A 17,329-nucleotide genomic window follows, 5' to 3' on the forward strand; every position below is an offset into this window, starting at 1 on the left:
GCGGACACCCATGGGCACGTGCGACTTTGGGCTGAGGTCGAAATAAGAATATTCGCGGTCATAATCAAGAGTTTTTTTGACCCTCGCCAAAAAACTTGGGCCACCGGAAAAATCAGCGAATCTTGCGGGCAGAAGCGTAACGCGTTACACTTTCGCGATCATCAAGGAGGACGCCGTGACGGCCGCCGCAGAACGAATGAAGGCATTGAGGGAACGCAGGAAGGCGAACCACTTGCGCGAGGTGCGCATCGTGGCCCTCGACGCGCGCTCGCCGGAAGTTCGCAAGCAAATCGCCGAACAGGTGGCGGCTCTCAACAAGGACGAGGAACGAGAAATCCTCGAATGGACGGAAAAGGCTGCCGATCTCAGCGGCTGGACCTGGCCAGAATGAGGCGTGGCGACGTTGTTGTCGTTGCCATTCAAGGCGACTATGGGAAACCGAGACCGGCGGTCGTTGTGCAGACCGATGCCCTATCACAAGACTACCCCTCAGCCGTCGTCTGTCCGATCACTTCAACAATAATAGATTTGAAATTCCGGCCAGTTCTCGAAGCAAGCCAAGGAACGGGCTTGCGCATTCGCTCCCAAATCATGACAGACAAAATCATCGGAGTACCTCGCGAGAAGGTCGGCAAGATTATCGGACAACTTGCCGAGAGCGAAATGCGAGAACTGGACGCCGCGCTTTCATTCCTTCTCGGCCTAGTGGATTGACCCCTTACAATTGGATTCTCTTATCTCATGGACACCCTCACCCGCATCCGCGCCTTCATCGACGTCGTCGAAGCCGAGGGTTTTTCCGCCGCCGCCCGCAAGACCGGCCGGTCCAAGGCGCTGCTGTCGAAATACGTCCGCGAACTCGAAGATGAACTCGGCGCGCTGCTTCTGAACCGCACCACCCGCCAGTTCTCGATGACCGAGGCCGGCCACACCTATTATCGCACCGCTTCCGACATCCTGAAGGAGATCGACAACCTTGCCGATCTCGTGCGCGAGAACAACGCGCAGCTGAAGGGCAAGCTGAAGATCTCGGTGCCGCGCACCTATGTCGATGCCGATGTCGGCCAGTCCTTGATCGACTTCGCCCGCGAGAACCCGGACCTGCAGCTAGAAATCTCCGCCGACGACCGTTTCGTCGACCTGATCGAGGAGGGCTTCGACGTCGCGATTCGCGTGACCAAGCTCGAGGATTCCGGCATGATCGCCCGCAAGATCTCGGATTTCCGCATTCATCTCTGCGCCACGCCGGAGTTTCTGGAGCGCCATCCGCAGTTGCAGAACCCGGCCGATCTCTCCAACGTGCCCTTCATCATAGACACCAATTCGCGCAGCCAGGGCAGCATCCGCTTCCAGAACCCCGGCGGCACCTCGTTTGCCGTTGCCGTCTCCGGCCCGATCGAGGTCAACAGCCCGCATGCGACGCTGCGCGCCGCACTGTCAGGCATCGGCATCGCCTTCATTCCCGATTTCATCGCCCGCAAGCCAATCGAGAGTGGCGAGCTGGTGACGCTCTTCAACGACTATATCGCCACCGATCGCGGCATCTACGCGGTCTATCCGCACCGCCGCTACCTGCCGGCCAAGGTGCGCATTTTCGTCGACTATCTCTATAATTGGTTCAAGAAGCACCCCTAAGCCGAACCCAAGGAAATCCGGTCCCAATTCGGTCCCATTTTCCGGCAAGATCGCAGCAACTGATTTGGGCCGCCCCACCCGGATTTATCGCCTCTCCGGCATTTAAATTTTTGGCCCGAACTCTAGAGATGAAGTTAGCGGACGCATGAAGATATCGACTTTCCTGACGGCCGGCTTTCTGACGCTCGTGCCCGCCGCAGCCTTCGCGCATCCGCATATCTTCGTGGAGGCCCGCCTCGAGGTCGTCGCCGGCGATGACGGCAATGTCGCGGAGTTCCGCAACGTCTGGCGCTTCGACGAGGTCTTCACCTCCTCGGTCGTCATGGATTTCGACAAGAACACCGACCTGAAGCTGGAGCCGAACGAGCTCGCCGAGGTCGGCAAGACGGTCCGCGATTCACTGGCCGACTATGATTACTACATGAACCTGACGATGAACGGGAAGAACGTGACGGTTCAGAAGCCCGACATCATCCATGTCGATTACCGCGACGGCCAGCTCCTGATGTTCTTCGCCGTCAAGCCGGTCGAGAAGATGCCGTTGAAGGGCAACCTCACCTTCGGCGTTTACGATCCGACGCTTTACACCTCGATCGACTTTCCGACCGACAAGGAGATGATTCTCGTCGGCGACGCCTTCAAGGCCTGCAAGCACCAGGTGGTGCGGCCCGACGCCGACCAGGTGATCTCGCAAAACAAGCAATCGCTGACCGACGCCTTCTTCAACGATCCGACGGGCACCAACATGTCGAAGCTCTTCGCCACCAAGCTGGAAGTCACATGCTGAGGCGCAAGCCCACGCTGCTGCTCTACGCCGCCGGCCTGCTGCTCCTGACCGGCCTTGCCGCTGCGCATGCGCAATCGCCGCTCGGCATCGGCACGGCGGAGCCGAGCTTCCAGCCCTCCGGCGGCCCGCTGGCGCCGCTCTTTCTCTACATCAATTACGAGCAGCAGGCCTTCTACCGCGCGCTGACCAACGCGCTGAAGGCGATGCGCGAGGATCCCTGGCAGCTCGGCACGCTGGTCGGCCTGTCGTTTGCGTATGGCGTCTTCCACGCCGCCGGCCCCGGCCACGGCAAGGCGGTCATCTCCTCCTACATGATCGCCAATGAGATTGAGCTGAAGCGCGGCGTCGCCATCTCCTTCGTCTCGGCCTTCGTTCAGGGGCTTGTCGCGATCCTGCTTGTCGGCGGCGCCTGGCTGGTGCTGCGCGGCTCGGGCATCACGCTCACCATGGCCACGCAGGCGATGGAGATCGCAAGCTTCGTCATGGTCATCCTCTTCGGCCTGTGGCTCCTCTTGCCCAAGCTGCGCGCCATCATCCCGGCCTTCCAGCCAAGACAGGAAGCGCTGGCGTCAGGCCCCGTCAGCATGATGCTTGACTGGCAGGACGCAGACCAGCGGGGCGAAAGCAGCTCCTACGCCTTCGGCGAGACGCAGGCGGCCAAGGCCGGCCACAAGTTCATTTCAGGCATGGCCTGCGAGACCTGCGGCCAGTCGCACATGCCCGACCCCGCGATGCTCGGCGCGGAAAAATTCAGCATCCGCGAGGCTTGGTCGGCAATCGTCGCCGTCGGCCTGCGCCCCTGCTCCGGCGCGCTGCTGGTTCTGACCTTCTCTTTGCTGAATGGCCTCTATCTCGGCGGCGTGCTCTCGGTCTTCGCGATGTCGCTCGGCACCGCCATCACCGTCGCCATCCTCGCAACACTTGCCGTCACCGCCAAAGGCACCGCCATGCGCCTCGCCGGCCACGGCTCGCGCGTTTCGACATGGGTGGGCAACGGCATCGAGCTCCTGGGCGCGCTGCTTGTCATCGTGATGGGTGCGCTGTTGCTCGGCGCGTCGCTGCAGGGTGTGGGGTTTGGTGGGTAGGGTTGGTTGGTGAGGGTGTGCCGTGAGGCCCCCTCATCCGACCCTTCGGGCCACCTTCTCCCCGCTGGGGAGAAGGGAAGATGGAGCGAGCGGCCCGCCACGAGTCTCTTCTCCCCCGCGGGGAGAAGGTGCCGGCAGGCGGATGAGGGGGCTACGCGGCAGAACCTCGCCACCGACGATAAAGCCCCAACCCTCACCCACCCCGCCGACGCTGATACCGCGCCCGCAGCCAGAACACCGCGAAAAACGCCATCACCAGACAAACCCCGACGATGATCGCCAGCGTCGGCGAGTAATTGCCGATCCACAGCACCACCGACGGCAGGAAATAGATGACGAGCCCGGCGCAGACGAGGATGATCGCGGCGGCAATCGCCGGCGAGCGGCGTTCGGATCTGGGGTCGGCCATGCGAAAATCTCCTGCGGGTGAGGAGAAGGGCTTAGGCCAGCCGCCCGCGAAAGGCAACTGGCCGTGCAACTCGCCGCGAGCGCAGGCTTGCCAATCGTCAAACGGCAAGCCTTTTCCCGCTCAGGCCGTGACCTTGGCCGACGATACGGTCGCGTCGATATGGTCGAGCAGCGCGTCCGGCAGGCCGAGGCGGCCGGCGAGCAGGTCAAGATAGCCGCGTTCGGCGCGGGTGTCGGGATTGATGGTCAGTCGCGTCGCCGTATAGAGCTCGACCTTCTGCTCCTCGGTGCGCGCGGCGGCCACGAGATCGTCGATATCAACGGGATTGGCGAGTTCGTTGCGCAGGAAGGCCTCGGCCTCCGAGCCGAGGTCGACTTCGCGCACCTTCTCCATGATGTTGGCGCGCTCGGCATCGTCGATATGGCCATCGGCCTTGGCGGCGGCGATCATCGCGCGGATCAGGGTCAGGGCGAAATCATTGGAGAGCTGCGGCCCTTCCAGGCTGAAGGCCGAATCCGGGGGAGGCAGCGCGATGGGCTGGCCCGTCGTGGCGGCAGGCTGCGGTGCTGCCTCAGGCGACTTTCCCGACTGATAGTTCTTGTAGGCGAGATAACCAAGGCCGGCGACGGCCGCGAGGCCGCCGATCGTCGCGACATTGCCGGCGATGTTGCGGCCGGTCTTGGTGCCGAGCACGGCGGTCGCAAGCGCCCCTGCCTTCCACGGATTGTTCTTGGCCATCTCGATCGCCCCACCCGCCCGGTCGCGAACGCTGCCGCCGACACCCGGAATCTGCGATCCCAGAAACTGCTCAAGAAGCTTCTTCGCGTCGAACATACCTGATTGTCTCCCTTTTGCTGATGTTGGGGAGATAGGAGCGGCGATGGGGGATTGCAAATAACGGGTGCGTTAGAGGGAGGACGCTTGGCCTGTAGCGGATGTGTTGGGCAAAGACCCCTTCCGGCCTGCCGGCCACCTTGCCCACAAGGGGGAAGGAGACTCGTGGCACCGCCCCATCTAAGCCCCTCCCCCTTGTGGGGAGGGGTTGGGGAGGGGTCTTCGCCAAGAAGCAAAGGGCTTTCGCAACGAAGCGAGCGCCCCCCGAAAGCCGTCTCAGCCCTTCAGCGCGGCCGCCTCGGCGGCGAGCTTGGTGATGCCGGCCCAGTCGCCTGATGCGATCAGTTCCTTCGGCGCGACCCAGGAGCCGCCGACGCAGATGACGTTGGGCAGGGACAGGTAGTCCATCGCGTTCTTCAGCGAAATGCCGCCGGTCGGGCAAAACAGCGTGCCCGCGAGCGGCGAGGAGAACGCCTTCAGCATGGCGGCGCCACCGGCCTGCTCGGCCGGGAAGAACTTCAGCACCTGGTAGCCTTCTTCGCGCAGCGCCATGACTTCGCTGGCGGTCGCGGCACCCGGCAGAAGCGGCACGGAGGAATCGCGGGCCGCGTCGAGCAGCTCCTGCGTGGTGCCCGGGCTGACGATGAACTTGGAGCCGGCGGCAACCGCGGCTTCCCAATGCTTGGCGTTGAGAATGGTGCCGGCGCCGACCTCGGCACCCTCGACCTCGTCGGCCACGGCGCGAACGGTGTCCAGCGCTGCAGGCGTGCGCATGGTGATCTCGATCGCCTTCAAACCACCCGCGACCAGCGCGCGCGCCAGCGAAACGCCCGACTTGACGTCATCGACGATCAGAACCGGCACGACGGGCTGCAGTTTCAGGATGGAAAGGAGTTTCTCTGTCTTTTCGCCCATGGCCGTGGTTCCTTTGAAACGATTTAATTGCGGCACCGGAATAGACCTACCGCTAAAGTTTGTCGAGACCGCAACCATCTTTGGAATGGAATGGGTATCAACCTCAGCCAATTTGCGCTAGCGTACCCGCCGTCGTCAAAGAGGTTCATCGGTCATGGCAAAAGAGATCGAGCGGAAGTTCCTGGTACGCAGCGATGGCTGGCGCTCCGGCGCGAAAACGAAGTCCGTCCTCAGACAGGGCTATATCGCGTCGATGGACGATCGCTCGGTACGTGTGCGCATCATCGACAGGAAGAGCGCGCGGCTGACCACCAAGATCGGCCGCAGCAAGATGACCCGCGACGAATTCGAATATGAAATCCCGGTTACCGACGCCGAAGAGCTGCTTGGTGCGGCGATAGGCATCGTCATCGAAAAGACCCGCTACCGCGTGCCCTATGAGGGCTACGTCTGGGAGGTCGACGTTTTCGCCGGCCAGCACCGCGGCCTCGTCATCGCCGAGGTCGAGATGGGGTCGGAAGCCGAACGGCCGGCGCTTCCCGCCTGGCTCGGCCGCGAGGTCACCGGCGATTTCAGATACTCAAATCAGGCATTGGCAACCGAATTTGAGCACGACCGGCATGCCCTTCAGCATACGGCCTGACCGGTCCTTCAAATCACAGTTTCACAAGCTCGCGCGACGCCAGCTGCGCCATGCGATCGATGTGCTCGAAACGCGGCCTCAAGGCACCGACCACGCGATCCATGAAGCGCGCAAGCGGCTGAAGCGCGTGCGCTCGCTCTACCGCCTGGTCGCGAGCGCCGTGCCGAAATTTTCCGCCCGCGAAAACATAAGGCTGCGCGGCATCGCCCGCTCGCTGTCCTCTTTGCGGGATGCGGCGGCCCTCGTCGAGACCGCCACCTATCTGCACGAACGCGCCCGCGACAGCGACGAGGCCGAGGCGCTCGGCCGCATCGTCGTGGCGCTCACCGCCCGGCGCGACCGGCTGATCGCCGCCAGGCGCGATCCCGAAAAGGTCGTCTCCGACACCATCTCGGCGCTGAAGCGGGCGATCGCGGCCATTCAGGACGTCAACCTCAAGGGCGGCCACCGCCGGCATGGGCGGCTTCTGGCGCATGGGTGGGACACCACGATGCGCAAGGCGCGCAAGGCGCTCGCCGCCTGCGAGGGGCATGTCTCGGCCGAGGCCTTTCACACGCTGCGCAAGCGCACGCAGGATTACCGCGCCTATCACAAGCTGCTCAATCCGCTCTGGCCGACCGCCATGAACGCGAAATACGACGCGGCGAGCACGCTGGTCGACCTGCTCGGCCGCATCAACGATCTTGAGCTGCTGTGCGAGCTGGTCGAGACCGAGCATCACCATTTCGAGAATGCCGACGACCTCGCGCACCTGCTCTACGCCATCATCTTCCACCAGCAGCAGGGTCGCCACGATGCGCTGGATCGCGCCGAGACCATCTTCGGCCCGGATGCGGATGACGAGGCGATGCGCATCGAGATGCTCTGGATCGCCTTCGGCGGCTGAACATTAGCCGCATCTGCAGGCGATTGCGCTTAGACGCCGAAAGCTGTATTTCCAGCCGCATGACCGACACATCGACCCAACAGGCGACGAGCCCTTTCCTCGTCGCGGCCCTTTATCATTTCGTTTCCGTGCCGCACTTCGAGAACCTGCGCGCGCCGCTGCAACAGCTGTGCGAGGATAATGGCGTCAAGGGCACACTGCTGCTCGCCCATGAGGGCATCAACGGCACGATCGCCGGGCCGGATGCGGGGATCGCGACGGTGCTTGGCTATCTGCGCGCCATGCCGGAATTCGCTCGCCTGGAGCACAAGGAAAGCCGCGCGTCGAAAATGCCCTTCGTGCGCATGAAGGTGAAGCTGAAGAAAGAGATCGTGACGATGGGCGTCGAGAACATCGACCCCAACAAGATCGTCGGCACCTATGTCGCGCCGAAGGATTGGAACGCGCTGATCTCCGATCCCGATACGATCGTCATCGACACCCGCAACGACTACGAGACGGCGATCGGCATCTTCAAGGGCGCCGTCGACCCGAACACTAAGACCTTCCGCGAGTTTCCGGACTGGGTGAAGAACAACACCGGTCTGCACAACAAGCCGAAGATCGCCATGTACTGCACCGGCGGCATCCGCTGCGAGAAGGCCACCGCCTTCATGAAGGAGCAGGGCTTCGACGAGGTCTACCACCTCAAGGGCGGCATCCTGAAATATCTCGAGGAAGTGCCGCAGGAGGAGAGCCTGTGGGAAGGCGCCTGCTTCGTCTTCGACGAGCGCGTCTCGGTCGAGCACGGCTTGAAGGAGGGCGACCACAAGCTCTGCCACGCCTGCCGCAATCCGATCACCGCGGAAGAGATCACCTCGGAGAAATACGAGGAAGGCGTGTCCTGCAGCCATTGCTACGACAGCCGCAGCGAGGAAGACCGGCTGCGCTACCGCCAGCGGCAGCTGCAGATCGCGCTCGCCAAGAAGCGCGGCCAGAAGCACATCGGCACCTGAGATCGTCCAAGTGGCGGTATGGGGACTTGATCAAGCGGCGCTGACGCGCCGTCCGCTGGTCTTGCGCGCGCGTGCTTCCATCAGCCGCTCGGTGATATCCTCGGCGGAGACGGGCTTGCTGAAGTAGAAGCCCTGCAGCGTATCGCAACCGAACTGCGAGGCGATATCGGCCTGCTCCGGCGTCTCGATACCCTCGGCGGTGACGGGAATATCAAGCGAGCTCGCCAGCGCCACGGTCGCCTTCAGCATCTCGCGCTGGCTCTCGCTGTGCTCGATATCCATGATCAGCGAACGGTCGATCTTGATGCGGTCGAAGCCGAACTGGCGGAGATAGCCGATCGACGAGAAGCCCGAGCCGAAATCGTCGAGCGCGATCTTCACGCCCAGCGTCTTCAGCTGCTCGATCGCCTGGCGCGTCCGCTTCGGGTTCTGGATCATGTAACCCTCGGTCACCTCGAGCGTCACCCGCTTGGCCTCGATCTCGGTCTGGCGCAGCACGTAGCGCACGTAATCGGTGAAGGCGGGATTGCGGAACTGGCCGGGCGAAACGTTGACGGCGATCCTGAGCTCGGGCCATTGCTTGGCCGTCTCGCAGGCCTTGCGCAGCACGAACAGGCCGAGTGCCTCGATGAGACCGCTGGTCTCGGCAACTGGGATGAACACATCAGGCGACACCGGCCCATGGCCGGGACGGTTCCAGCGCACCAGGGCTTCCACACCGACCATCTCATTGCTGTCGGCGCCGATCAGCGGCTGGTAGGCAAGCGTCAGGTCGCCGCCTTCGATCGCCTGGCGCAGATCGAGCTCCAGCGCGTTGCGCTCCTCGCGATCGGCATCCATGGCGGGATCGTAGAGCGTCATGCGCGCGCGGCCGGCTTCCTTGGCCTTATACATGGCAAGATCGGCGCGCCGCACCAGCTCCTCGCGATCGACACTGCCCGCAGGCGAAACCGCGATCCCGATGCTGGCGCCGATGACGACCACGCGGCGGCCGATTTCCAAGGGTTCGGCCAGGAAGTCGAGAATATGCTCGGAGAGCTGCAATGCTGCCGCGTCGCCCTGCTGTGATGCAAAGACGATGGCGAACTCGTCGCCGCCGATGCGTGCAAGCACGGCACCCTCGGGGATCAGCACCTTCAGCCCGGCCGCGACCGCCCGGATCAGCTGGTCGCCGGTGCCGTGGCCGTAGGAATCGTTGACCTCCTTGAAACCATCGAGGTCGAGATAGAGAAGCTGGACATTATCCTGAGACTGCCTGGCGAGCGTCACCATCGCATCGACGGAGACGCGCAGGCCGTCGCGGTTCAGAAGTCCGCTCAGCCGGTCGCGCAGCGCATCCTCACGCGCGATGATCTCCTCGCTCTTCAGCCTGCGCCCGGCCAGCCAGCCGATGATCAGCAGCACGACGAAGAACAGGCCGACAAGGCAGATCGCCTGCACCACCTGGCTGCGCACGTCTGCATAGCCGACATCACCAGGCGCGCGCGACGTCCAGATCAGCTTGCCGAGCGACGCACCAAGCGCATCCACGATCGGCACGGAATAGGCGGCGGCCTGATCGGCGCCAACGAGCTGCAGTCCGCCGATGACATAGGTCTTGCCGATATCGTCGATCTTGGCGGCGTCGAGATGACGGATGAAGATGAGATAGCGATGCTTGCCGGGCGCGGGCGCGAGCGCACCGGACTTTTCGCGCACCAGTGCCACGCCACCGACGGCGATGCCCGACTTCGTGCTGATGAAGCCGGACGCCTCGGGCAGGTCCTTCGGGCCGGCAGCCTTCACCTTGTCGAACAGCGCCCAGAGCGCCGGCGAGAAGAATTCCTGCAAGCTGCCGTCCATCGGCTTGCCGTCGCGATAGACCAGGATCGGCGTCTTGTCGTCGTCGATGACAACAGCCATGTCGAACAGCGCGCTGTTGACGGACATCTCGCCATAGTTCGACACCGTCCAGTCCATGCCGTCGGTGGCGTAGACATTGGTCGCGGCATCGTCCCAGGCCGCGTAATCGTTGAGGGTGGCGCCGAGTTGGGCCACGAAATTCTGCAGCGCACCGGAAACGGTTTCGCGCGAGCGCTCGTCATCGAGCACGTTGGATTTCTGCGCCACGTGATCCAGCGCATTCAGCACCATCATCGTGACCACAGCGACGACGACGGCAAACGAAAACAGAACGCCGGCCACGGTTGTGTGGCGACCAGCTCCGATAATCGCGCTTCGTTTGCTGAAGATCGACGGCATTCATTCTCCCTGTCGGCAAATACTGACGGGAAGCCTTCAAAAAACGGTTAAAACGCGGTTGAACGATTAAGCATTTTTGCATCGATGGCACGAACGCAAGAGCGATAAAAATCATTTTATTTCAAACGGATAATACTATTCAAATATCCTTATAAAGCACACCCTTACGAACATGCCCGCAGAATTTTGCAAGCGCGTTCAAAATAACGCCGTCACGCACTGCCGCATCGAGAACCGCCGCCTGCGCCGCATCGTCCTTCCCGAGCAGCCCGATCCGCAGATGCGCCTCCTCGACGATATCGAACGACATGGTCTTCAGGACCTCCGTCAATTGAGACAGCGCGAAGTCGCCGCGATGCGATGCATGCGCGATCATCACGGGCTTGAACGGCACCTCGTCGCGTGAGACCAGCCAGTCCAGCGCGTTCTTCAGCCCGCCCGGCAGCCCGTGCGCATATTCCGGACAGGCGACGATGACGCCATCGGCTTCCAGCATTTTCGCCCCCAGCCGCTCGACGATATCAGGCGTATGCTCGCCTTCACGATCGGGATTGAAGATCGGCAGCTCGCCGATGAGATCACAGATCTCGATCGTCACACCATCAGGCGCATGATCGCGCAAAGCCTCCAGCAGCCGGCGATTGGTCGAGACCTTCCGCTGGCTGCCGCAGAGCGCATAGAGAAAGAGCGGCTTGGCTTCCATGCTACTGGTCTATGCCAACAGACGATTCGCCCCAACGAAAAAGCGGCCCGGCAAGGCCGGACCGCTTCATCTCGTATAGGGATAAGACCAGGTCTTACCAGGACGGGATCAGCGCGCCCTTGAACTGTTCGTTGATGAACTTGCGGATGCTTTCGTCGTGGTAGGATTCGACCAGCGTCTTGGCCCAAGGTGCGTCCTTGTCGGCGGTGCGGACAACGATCACGTTGGCGTAAGGCGACTTCTCACCTTCGATGGCAATGGCGTCGGTCTTCGGGTGCAGGCCGGCTTCCATGGCGTAGTTGGTGTTGATGACGGCGGCGTCGACGTCATCGAGCGAGCGCGGCAGCTGCGCGGCGTCGATTTCGGCAAACTCGATCTTCTTCGGGTTGTCGATGATATCGGCGACGGTGACCTTGACGCCCGGGTTGTCCTTGAACTTGATCAGGCCCTTGGAGGCGAGAACGAGCAGCGCGCGGCCGCCATTGGTCGGGTCGTTCGGGATGGCGACGGTGGCGCCTTCCTTCAGCTCGTCGAGGCTCTTCACCTTCTTGGAATAGACGCCCATCGGGGTGGTGATGGTCGTGCCGATGCTGACGAGATCGAACTTGCGGTCGGCGATCTGGTTGTCGAGGTAGGGCTGGTGCTGGAACGAGTTGGCCTGGATGTCGCCATCGTTGAGCGCCTGGTTCGGCACGACATAGTCGGAGAACTCGACGATCTCGATGTTGAGACCCTTGGTCTTGGCGATCTCGGCGACCTTTTCCATGATCTGCGCGTGCTCGCCCGGCGTGACGCCGACCTTGATGTCTTCGGCAAGTGCCGAGCCGGCTGCGAAGGCAGCGAGCGCGGCTGCGATGATGAACTTCTTCATGGGTGTCTCCTGTGTTGAATTATGGTTGTTGTTAAAGCGTCAGTTTTTCCGGTTGCGCTTGTCGAAGCGGCGGGCAAGCCCGTCGCCGGCGCTCTGCACGAGCTGCACGAGAACGATCAGCACGATGACGACCATCACCATCATCTCGGGATTGAAGCGCTGGTAGCCGTAGCGGATGCCGAGGTCGCCCAGCCCGCCGCCGCCGACGGCGCCGACCATGGCGGAGTAGCCGATCAGGCTGACGATGGTCATCGTCAGCGCCATCAGAATGCTCGGCCGCGCCTCCGGCAACAGAACCTTGAAGACGATCTGGAACGGCGTGGCGCCCATGGCGCGAGCAGCCTCGATCAGCCCCTTGTCGATCTCGCGGATGGCGGATTCGACCAGGCGGGCGAAGAAGGGGATGGTGGCGATGGTGAGCGGCACGATCGCCGCCCAGGTACCGATCGACGTGCCCGTCAATAGGCGCGTCAGTGGCACGATGGCAACGACGAGGATGATGAACGGCGTCGAACGCGCGGCGTTGACGACGAGCCCGAGCACGCGATTGGTCTTCGGCGCCGGAAACAGCTCGCCCTTGCCCGAGGTGGCCAGGAACACGCCGATTGGCAGGCCGATGATCGAGCCGACGATGCCGGCGACGAACACCATCTGCAGGGTCTGCATCAGGGCCTTGGAGAGGAGGTTGTAGATCATATCAGGCGACATAACCAAGCACCTCCGTCTTGAGACCGGTTTCCGCATAGAAGCGGTCGGCACGCGCGATCACATCAGGATCGGCGGAATAGGAAACGACCAGCGAACCGAAGGGCTCTCCGCCGATCTCCTCGATCGCGCCGGCGAGGATATTGACGTCGGAGCCGAGCTCCGCGACCAGCCGCCCGGTCAAGGGCTTGAAGGCGGTTTCGCCGAAGAACACCAGCCGCACCAGCGCCCGATCGCCCTGGGACGGCTGGGCTTTGATGCCCGAACGCAGCCATTCCGGCAGCTTCAGCGCCGAGGCAAGCAGCGTGCGCGTCGTCTGGTGCTGCGGGTTGGTGTAGACGTCGAAAGTCCGTCCGGCCTCGACGATCTGACCGGCATCGATCACCGCCACGTGGCTAACGATGGTCTTCACCACCTCCATCTCGTGGGTGATGAGAAGAACGGTGAGGCCGAGTTCGGCATTGATGCGCTTCAGGAGCTCAAGGATCGACTGCGTCGTCTCCGGATCGAGCGCAGAGGTGGCCTCGTCGGAGAGCAGCAGCTTCGGATCGGTCGCGAGCGCGCGGGCGATGCCGACACGCTGCTTCTGGCCACCCGACAACTCCGAGGGATAGTTGCCGGCCTTGTCGCCGAGACCGACGAGATCGAGCAGCGGCCCGACCTTGGCGCGGATCGTCTGCCTGTCGACACCCGCGATCTCCAGCGGCAGCGCCACATTGTCGAAGGCGGTGCGCGAGGACAGAAGGTTGAAGTGCTGGAAGATCATCCCGACCTGGCGGCGCAGGCCGCGAAGCCCCTCTTCGCTGAGCCCGCCGACATCGACGCCATCGACGAGCACCGTGCCCGAGGTCGCCGTCTCCAGCCCGTTGACCATGCGGATCAGCGTCGACTTGCCGGCGCCGGAGCGGCCGATGATGCCGGTGATGGCGCCGCGCGCCACGGTGAGATCGACCTTTTCGACCGCGGTGAAACCGCCCTCGCCTGATGGCCCGTAGCGCTTGCCGGCGCCTTCAAAGGCGACCATCGGGATCGCACCCGCAGCGCCCTCTGGCTCTCGCCCGGAATGGCCGCCGGACGCGCCTTGGGCAGCGTCTTGTTGGGCCTGGTGTTGGAGTGTCATTTCATGCTCGCGTATGTTGGTCTTCAAAAACTGGCGGTTCTATAACCGCTATCGCGCCGATTAGCCAATCGGGCGGCACATTCGAAGACAATCACGGGTGCGAGACATGGACGCGGCTTTCGTTGCGGGCGGGAAAGAAAGACGTTTCGCCTTTCCTGTTGCTGCAACTTATGCCGCCGGTGGTTGAAACCGGACAGGGATGTTTTTTTATTTGTGCGATGCGGCAGGAAAAAATCTACCTGCCGCATAGACAATTATGCCGAAGGCGATCAGGCGCTCTTGTGATTGCCCTTCGGGAACTGCGCGGCGAGCTCCGAGTACCACTTGCCGCTCGTCTTCACGGTGCGGACCTGGGTGTCGTAATCGACATGCACGAGGCCGAAGCGCATGCGATAGCCTTCCGCCCACTCGAAATTGTCCATCAGGCTCCAGGCGAAATAGCCGCGCATCGGATAGCCGTCCTTGATGAGGTCGGCGACGATATCGAGATGCTGGATGTAATAATCGAGGCGCATCGTGTCTTTGACAACGCCCGCTTCGATGCCGGTGTTGTCGCAGGCGCCGTTCTCGGTGATGTAGCATTCCGGAAGATCGTAGCGGCGATAGAGATCCTCCACCACATGCTTCAGCGCCGGCGCATAGACCTCCCAGCCGATATCGGTCTTGACATCGCTGACGCGCGGCGCCTCGACCGTCCAGGGGAAATCGCCGGTCTTCTTGGGATCGTCGGCGACACGCAGCGGCGTGTAATAGTTGAGGCCCCACCAGTCGAGCTTCTGGCTGATGATCGCAAGATCACCCTCCTCGACCACGGGCATGCGATCGCCAAGCGCCTCCAGGAATTCCTGCGGATATTCGCCCTTGAAGACGGGATCGAAGAAGGCGCCGTTGTGGAACTGGTGCGCCCGCTCGCCGGCGGCTTGGTCGCTAGCACTGTCGGAACCCGGGATGACCGACATGGCATTGAGCACCAGGCCCACAGGCACGTTCGGCGCTTCCGAGCGGATCGCCTCGACGCCGAGGCCATGGGCGAGGTTCATGTAGTGCATGGCGTGAAGTGCTGCCTGCATGTTGCGCTCGCCCGGCGCATGGATGCCGTAGAGATGGCTCAGCCAGACGATGCACCACGGCTCGTTGAAGGTCGCGACGCTATCCAGACGATCGCCGAGACGCGCCATCACCGTCTTGGCGTAGCGCTGGTAGGCATAGGCCGTCGACCGCGCCGTCCAGCCGCCGTCGCCGGCAAGCAAGAGCGGCAGATCCCAGTGATAGAGCGTCGCGAAGGTCTTGATACCCCTCGCCTTGCAGCCATCGACAAGGCGGTCGTAGAAATCGAGCCCCTTCTCGTTCACCGGCCCGGTGCCATCTGGAATGATGCGCGGCCAGGCGATGGAGAAGCGATAGGCCTCGACGCCAAGCGACTTGATGAGATCGAGATCCTCGTCGAGGCGGTTATAGTGATTGCAGGCGACGTCGCCATTGTCGCGATTGAAGACCCGGCCCGGCATGTTGCAGAAGGCATCCCAGATCGACGGCTTGCGACCATCGGCCTTCGAAGCGCCTTCGATCTGGAAAGCGGCCGTCGCCACGCCGAAGGTGAAATCGCCGGGAAAGCGGGCGGCCAGGCCCTTGGCATCAATCTTCGCGGCGGGTGTCTTCGCATCAATCGTCAAACTGAAATCCTCCAAAATCCGCCGGCGGCTGCCTCGCGCTTCCGGCTGCTCTCTACTCTACGTATAGGTTTGAAATGTCAAATCTGTAACGTTGCAGATGAAGGTGCCCGCTCTCAGAGCACATCCTCGCCGGATGGCAGCAACAGCCGCCGCGTGATGCCGATCCGCTCGAGAAACACCGCATCGTGGCTGACGACGAGGAGTGCACCGTCATAGGCGGCAAGTCCCGCCTCCACGGCGGCGATGGAATCGATGTCGAGATGGTTGGTCGGCTCGTCGAGGACCAGCAGCGGCGGCGGCTCCGCGCCTCCGAGTACGCAGGCGAGCCCGGCGCGCAGCAGCTGTCCGCCGCTCAGCGTCGAAACCTGTTGAAGGGCGGCATCGGCCCGAAACATGAACCGCGCCAGCGCCGCGCGGCAGGCATTCTCGTTCGCACCGGGATTGAGCCTGCGGAAATTCTCGGCGATCGACAGCGACCGGTCGAGCAGGCTGACGCTCTGATCGAAGACGGCAAGGCGCACAGGCACCGAGACCGTTCCCGCCCACGGCGCGATCCGGCCGGTGACGAGCGACAGCAGCGTCGTCTTGCCTGAACCATTCGGGCCCTCGACCGCTACCCGCTCCGGCCCCGTCATGGCGAAGGACAGATCGGTGATCACGGGCCGATCCGGCTCGTATCCAGCCGTCACGCCATCGAGCCGCAGCACCACCCGCGACGACGGCAGATGTGTCGACGCCAGCTTGGCGGAAAAGGGCTGCAGGATCTCGATGCGCTCGCGCGCCGCACTGGCGTCCTCCATCGCCTCCTCACGCCGCTTCTCGCCGAGCCGGACCTTGTCGCCCCTGGTGTTCTCCGCCGCCCGCTTCAGGCCGCCGGCGACGATACGGGGCATGTCGCCCCGCGCCGCCTTCTTGGCACCGACTTTGTCGCTGCGCGCCTGCCGCTCGGCGGAAAGCTGGGCGCTGCGGGCGACATCCGCCACGCGTTTTTCCGCGTCCGCCAGATCGTGTTCGGCCGCTGCAAGCTCGACCGCCTTGCGCGCCTGAAACGCGCTCCAATTGCCGCCATAGCGCTTGGCGCCCAGCGTCGTCAGCTCGACGATCGCATCCATCCGCTCCAGAAGCGCCCGATCGTGGCTGACGACAAGCGCCCCGCCGCGCCAGCTCTCGATGAAAGCAATCACCGCCTCGCGGCCATCGCGATCGAGATTGTTCGTCGGCTCATCGAGGATGAGGAAATCCGGTTCGCTGAAGATCAACGCCGCCAAGCCGACCCGCGTGCGCTGGCCGCCCGAGAGCGAGGTGAGCAGCGTATCGGGTTCCGCCGCAAACCCCATGCTATCAAGCGCATCGGCAAGCCGCGACTCGAGCGTCCAGTCAGCGGAGGCGACCTCCTCGGCCGAGGCCTCGCCGGCCACTGCGCGCGCGACGACATCGAGCGCTGCGCGCACACCGAAGAGGTTGGCGACCGTGGCATCGGCATCGACCTGCACCGTCTGGCGGAGCACACCGAGCCGTCCGCTGACGGCGACGTTGCCGGATTGCGGCTGAAACTCACCGGTGATCAGCCTCAAAAGCGTCGTCTTGCCGACGCCATTGCGACCGACCAGCCCGGCGCGTTCGGCCCCGAAGCTCAGATCGAGATTGGAAAAAAGCGGCCGCCCGTCAGGCGTGGACCACGAAAGATTGGAAAGGGTAATGGATGCAGGCATGGACATGGGTTTCCCGTATGGCAAGGCAAAGCGGCATTGCGATCGGGTTGAAATCCATGGTGCACCGTCCTGTTGGTATTGAGGATGGCTGCAATCTAGGCAGGTGGTGAGGTGA

At 63.0% G+C, this 17,329-nt stretch carries 18 protein-coding genes and 1 pseudogene; 9 read left to right on the top strand and 10 right to left on the bottom strand.

The features are described from left to right. The first annotated feature begins 76 nt into the window (after positions 1-76). From ACVTFQ_RS15030 to ACVTFQ_RS15055, 6 genes and pseudogenes are all read left to right on the top strand, one after another. Positions 77-391, top strand: coding sequence for an antitoxin MazE-like protein (locus ACVTFQ_RS15030; RefSeq protein ID WP_313760333.1), 315 nt, complete (start codon positions 77-79; stop codon positions 389-391). Beyond that, positions 388-714 (top strand): type II toxin-antitoxin system PemK/MazF family toxin, encoded by a 327-nt coding sequence (locus tag ACVTFQ_RS15035; RefSeq protein WP_018901945.1) that lies wholly within the window; start codon positions 388-390, stop codon positions 712-714. Before ACVTFQ_RS15030 ends, ACVTFQ_RS15035 begins: the two co-directional genes overlap by 4 nt. A 27-nt stretch (positions 715-741) precedes the next feature. Next, the gene (locus tag ACVTFQ_RS15040; protein WP_111564900.1) at positions 742-1,635 is read left to right on the top strand and encodes a LysR family transcriptional regulator; all 894 of its coding nucleotides are present in this window, start codon (positions 742-744) and stop codon (positions 1,633-1,635) included. Between the two features lie 145 nt (positions 1,636-1,780). Beyond that, a complete protein-coding gene (locus ACVTFQ_RS15045) occupies positions 1,781-2,422 on the top strand; it encodes a DUF1007 family protein (protein ID WP_111564901.1) in 642 nt (213 codons plus the stop codon). Continuing rightward, the gene (locus ACVTFQ_RS15050; RefSeq protein WP_470423907.1) at positions 2,416-3,507 is read left to right on the top strand and encodes a nickel/cobalt transporter; all 1,092 of its coding nucleotides are present in this window, start codon (positions 2,416-2,418) and stop codon (positions 3,505-3,507) included. Before ACVTFQ_RS15045 ends, ACVTFQ_RS15050 begins: the two co-directional genes overlap by 7 nt. 6 nt (positions 3,508-3,513) lie before the next feature. Next, a pseudogene (locus ACVTFQ_RS15055) lies at positions 3,514-3,660 on the top strand (endonuclease domain-containing protein); the annotation flags it as partial. Between the two features lie 40 nt (positions 3,661-3,700). On the opposite strand, the gene ACVTFQ_RS15060 reads toward ACVTFQ_RS15055, so the two are convergent. The 3 genes from ACVTFQ_RS15060 to ACVTFQ_RS15070 all read right to left on the bottom strand — a co-directional run bounded on the left by ACVTFQ_RS15060 (position 3,701) and on the right by ACVTFQ_RS15070 (position 5,665). Continuing rightward, on the bottom strand, positions 3,701-3,916 hold the full coding sequence (locus ACVTFQ_RS15060) for a hypothetical protein (RefSeq protein ID WP_111564904.1): 216 nt from the start codon (positions 3,914-3,916) through the stop codon (positions 3,701-3,703). A 120-nt stretch (positions 3,917-4,036) separates the two neighbouring features. After that, entirely contained in the window at positions 4,037-4,750 is a 714-nt protein-coding gene (locus ACVTFQ_RS15065) for a tellurite resistance TerB family protein (protein WP_111564905.1), read from the bottom strand. 276 nt (positions 4,751-5,026) lie between these two features. Beyond that, positions 5,027-5,665 (bottom strand): 2-dehydro-3-deoxy-phosphogluconate aldolase, encoded by a 639-nt coding sequence (locus tag ACVTFQ_RS15070; protein ID WP_018901951.1) that lies wholly within the window; start codon positions 5,663-5,665, stop codon positions 5,027-5,029. A gap of 154 nt (positions 5,666-5,819) precedes the next feature. Between ACVTFQ_RS15070 and ACVTFQ_RS15075 the strand changes: the two genes are divergently transcribed. The 3 genes from ACVTFQ_RS15075 to trhO are packed head-to-tail and all read left to right on the top strand — an operon-like array spanning position 5,820 to position 8,189. After that, positions 5,820-6,308: a CYTH domain-containing protein gene (locus ACVTFQ_RS15075; protein WP_111564906.1), complete on the top strand. Its 489-nt coding sequence runs from the start codon at positions 5,820-5,822 to the stop codon at positions 6,306-6,308. Continuing rightward, positions 6,286-7,194, top strand: a complete 909-nt coding sequence (locus ACVTFQ_RS15080; protein WP_111564907.1) for a CHAD domain-containing protein — start codon at positions 6,286-6,288, stop codon at positions 7,192-7,194. The genes ACVTFQ_RS15075 and ACVTFQ_RS15080 overlap by 23 nt, the downstream gene beginning before the upstream one ends. Before the next feature lie 59 nt (positions 7,195-7,253). Next, the gene (trhO, locus tag ACVTFQ_RS15085; protein ID WP_111564908.1) at positions 7,254-8,189 is read left to right on the top strand and encodes an oxygen-dependent tRNA uridine(34) hydroxylase TrhO; all 936 of its coding nucleotides are present in this window, start codon (positions 7,254-7,256) and stop codon (positions 8,187-8,189) included. 30 nt (positions 8,190-8,219) lie between these two features. Here trhO and ACVTFQ_RS15090 read toward each other — a convergent pair whose 3' ends face one another. The 7 genes from ACVTFQ_RS15090 to ACVTFQ_RS15120 form a co-directional block, all read right to left on the bottom strand. After that, positions 8,220-10,430, bottom strand: a complete 2,211-nt coding sequence (locus ACVTFQ_RS15090; protein WP_111564909.1) for a bifunctional diguanylate cyclase/phosphodiesterase — start codon at positions 10,428-10,430, stop codon at positions 8,220-8,222. 139 nt (positions 10,431-10,569) lie between these two features. Next, positions 10,570-11,133, bottom strand: a complete 564-nt coding sequence (locus ACVTFQ_RS15095) for an NADPH-dependent FMN reductase (protein WP_111564910.1) — start codon at positions 11,131-11,133, stop codon at positions 10,570-10,572. A 94-nt stretch (positions 11,134-11,227) separates the two neighbouring features. Continuing rightward, complete coding sequence (locus ACVTFQ_RS15100) at positions 11,228-12,004, bottom strand: MetQ/NlpA family ABC transporter substrate-binding protein (protein WP_111564911.1); 777 nt, start codon at positions 12,002-12,004, stop codon at positions 11,228-11,230. Positions 12,005-12,043: 39 nt separating this feature from the next. Continuing rightward, positions 12,044-12,712, bottom strand: coding sequence for a methionine ABC transporter permease (locus ACVTFQ_RS15105; RefSeq protein WP_111564912.1), 669 nt, complete (start codon positions 12,710-12,712; stop codon positions 12,044-12,046). Next, positions 12,702-13,733: a methionine ABC transporter ATP-binding protein gene (locus ACVTFQ_RS15110; protein ID WP_112437342.1), complete on the bottom strand. Its 1,032-nt coding sequence runs from the start codon at positions 13,731-13,733 to the stop codon at positions 12,702-12,704. The genes ACVTFQ_RS15105 and ACVTFQ_RS15110 overlap by 11 nt, the downstream gene beginning before the upstream one ends. Positions 13,734-14,098: 365 nt before the next feature. Continuing rightward, on the bottom strand, positions 14,099-15,502 hold the full coding sequence (locus ACVTFQ_RS15115) for a GH1 family beta-glucosidase (RefSeq protein WP_313760335.1): 1,404 nt from the start codon (positions 15,500-15,502) through the stop codon (positions 14,099-14,101). 113 nt (positions 15,503-15,615) lie between these two features. Continuing rightward, the gene (locus ACVTFQ_RS15120) at positions 15,616-17,214 is read right to left on the bottom strand and encodes an ABC-F family ATP-binding cassette domain-containing protein (protein ID WP_111564959.1); all 1,599 of its coding nucleotides are present in this window, start codon (positions 17,212-17,214) and stop codon (positions 15,616-15,618) included. Positions 17,215-17,329: the final 115 nt, after the last annotated feature.

It is taken from the genome of Rhizobium sp. O111, assembly GCF_055616315.1.

Bases quoted from the DNA above. Each gene is read 5' to 3' on its own strand.
- ACVTFQ_RS15070 (WP_018901951.1), bottom strand. From the start codon at position 5,665: ATGGGCGAAAAGACAGAGAAACTCCTTTCCATCCTGAAACTGCAGCCC.
- ACVTFQ_RS15065 (WP_111564905.1), bottom strand. From the start codon at position 4,750: ATGTTCGACGCGAAGAAGCTTCTTGAGCAGTTTCTGGGATCGCAGATT.
- ACVTFQ_RS15045 (WP_111564901.1), top strand. From the start codon at position 1,781: ATGAAGATATCGACTTTCCTGACGGCCGGCTTTCTGACGCTCGTGCCC.
- ACVTFQ_RS15100 (WP_111564911.1), bottom strand. From the start codon at position 12,004: ATGAAGAAGTTCATCATCGCAGCCGCGCTCGCTGCCTTCGCAGCCGGC.
- ACVTFQ_RS15075 (WP_111564906.1), top strand. From the start codon at position 5,820: ATGGCAAAAGAGATCGAGCGGAAGTTCCTGGTACGCAGCGATGGCTGG.
- ACVTFQ_RS15080 (WP_111564907.1), top strand. From the start codon at position 6,286: ATGCCCTTCAGCATACGGCCTGACCGGTCCTTCAAATCACAGTTTCAC.
- ACVTFQ_RS15050 (WP_470423907.1), top strand. From the start codon at position 2,416: ATGCTGAGGCGCAAGCCCACGCTGCTGCTCTACGCCGCCGGCCTGCTG.
- ACVTFQ_RS15110 (WP_112437342.1), bottom strand. From the start codon at position 13,733: ATGGTCGCCTTTGAAGGCGCCGGCAAGCGCTACGGGCCATCAGGCGAG.
- ACVTFQ_RS15060 (WP_111564904.1), bottom strand. From the start codon at position 3,916: ATGGCCGACCCCAGATCCGAACGCCGCTCGCCGGCGATTGCCGCCGCG.
- ACVTFQ_RS15090 (WP_111564909.1), bottom strand. From the start codon at position 10,430: ATGCCGTCGATCTTCAGCAAACGAAGCGCGATTATCGGAGCTGGTCGC.
- ACVTFQ_RS15035 (WP_018901945.1), top strand. From the start codon at position 388: ATGAGGCGTGGCGACGTTGTTGTCGTTGCCATTCAAGGCGACTATGGG.
- trhO (WP_111564908.1), top strand. From the start codon at position 7,254: ATGACCGACACATCGACCCAACAGGCGACGAGCCCTTTCCTCGTCGCG.
- ACVTFQ_RS15095 (WP_111564910.1), bottom strand. From the start codon at position 11,133: ATGGAAGCCAAGCCGCTCTTTCTCTATGCGCTCTGCGGCAGCCAGCGG.
- ACVTFQ_RS15040 (WP_111564900.1), top strand. From the start codon at position 742: ATGGACACCCTCACCCGCATCCGCGCCTTCATCGACGTCGTCGAAGCC.
- ACVTFQ_RS15120 (WP_111564959.1), bottom strand. From the start codon at position 17,214: ATGCCTGCATCCATTACCCTTTCCAATCTTTCGTGGTCCACGCCTGAC.
- ACVTFQ_RS15105 (WP_111564912.1), bottom strand. From the start codon at position 12,712: ATGTCGCCTGATATGATCTACAACCTCCTCTCCAAGGCCCTGATGCAG.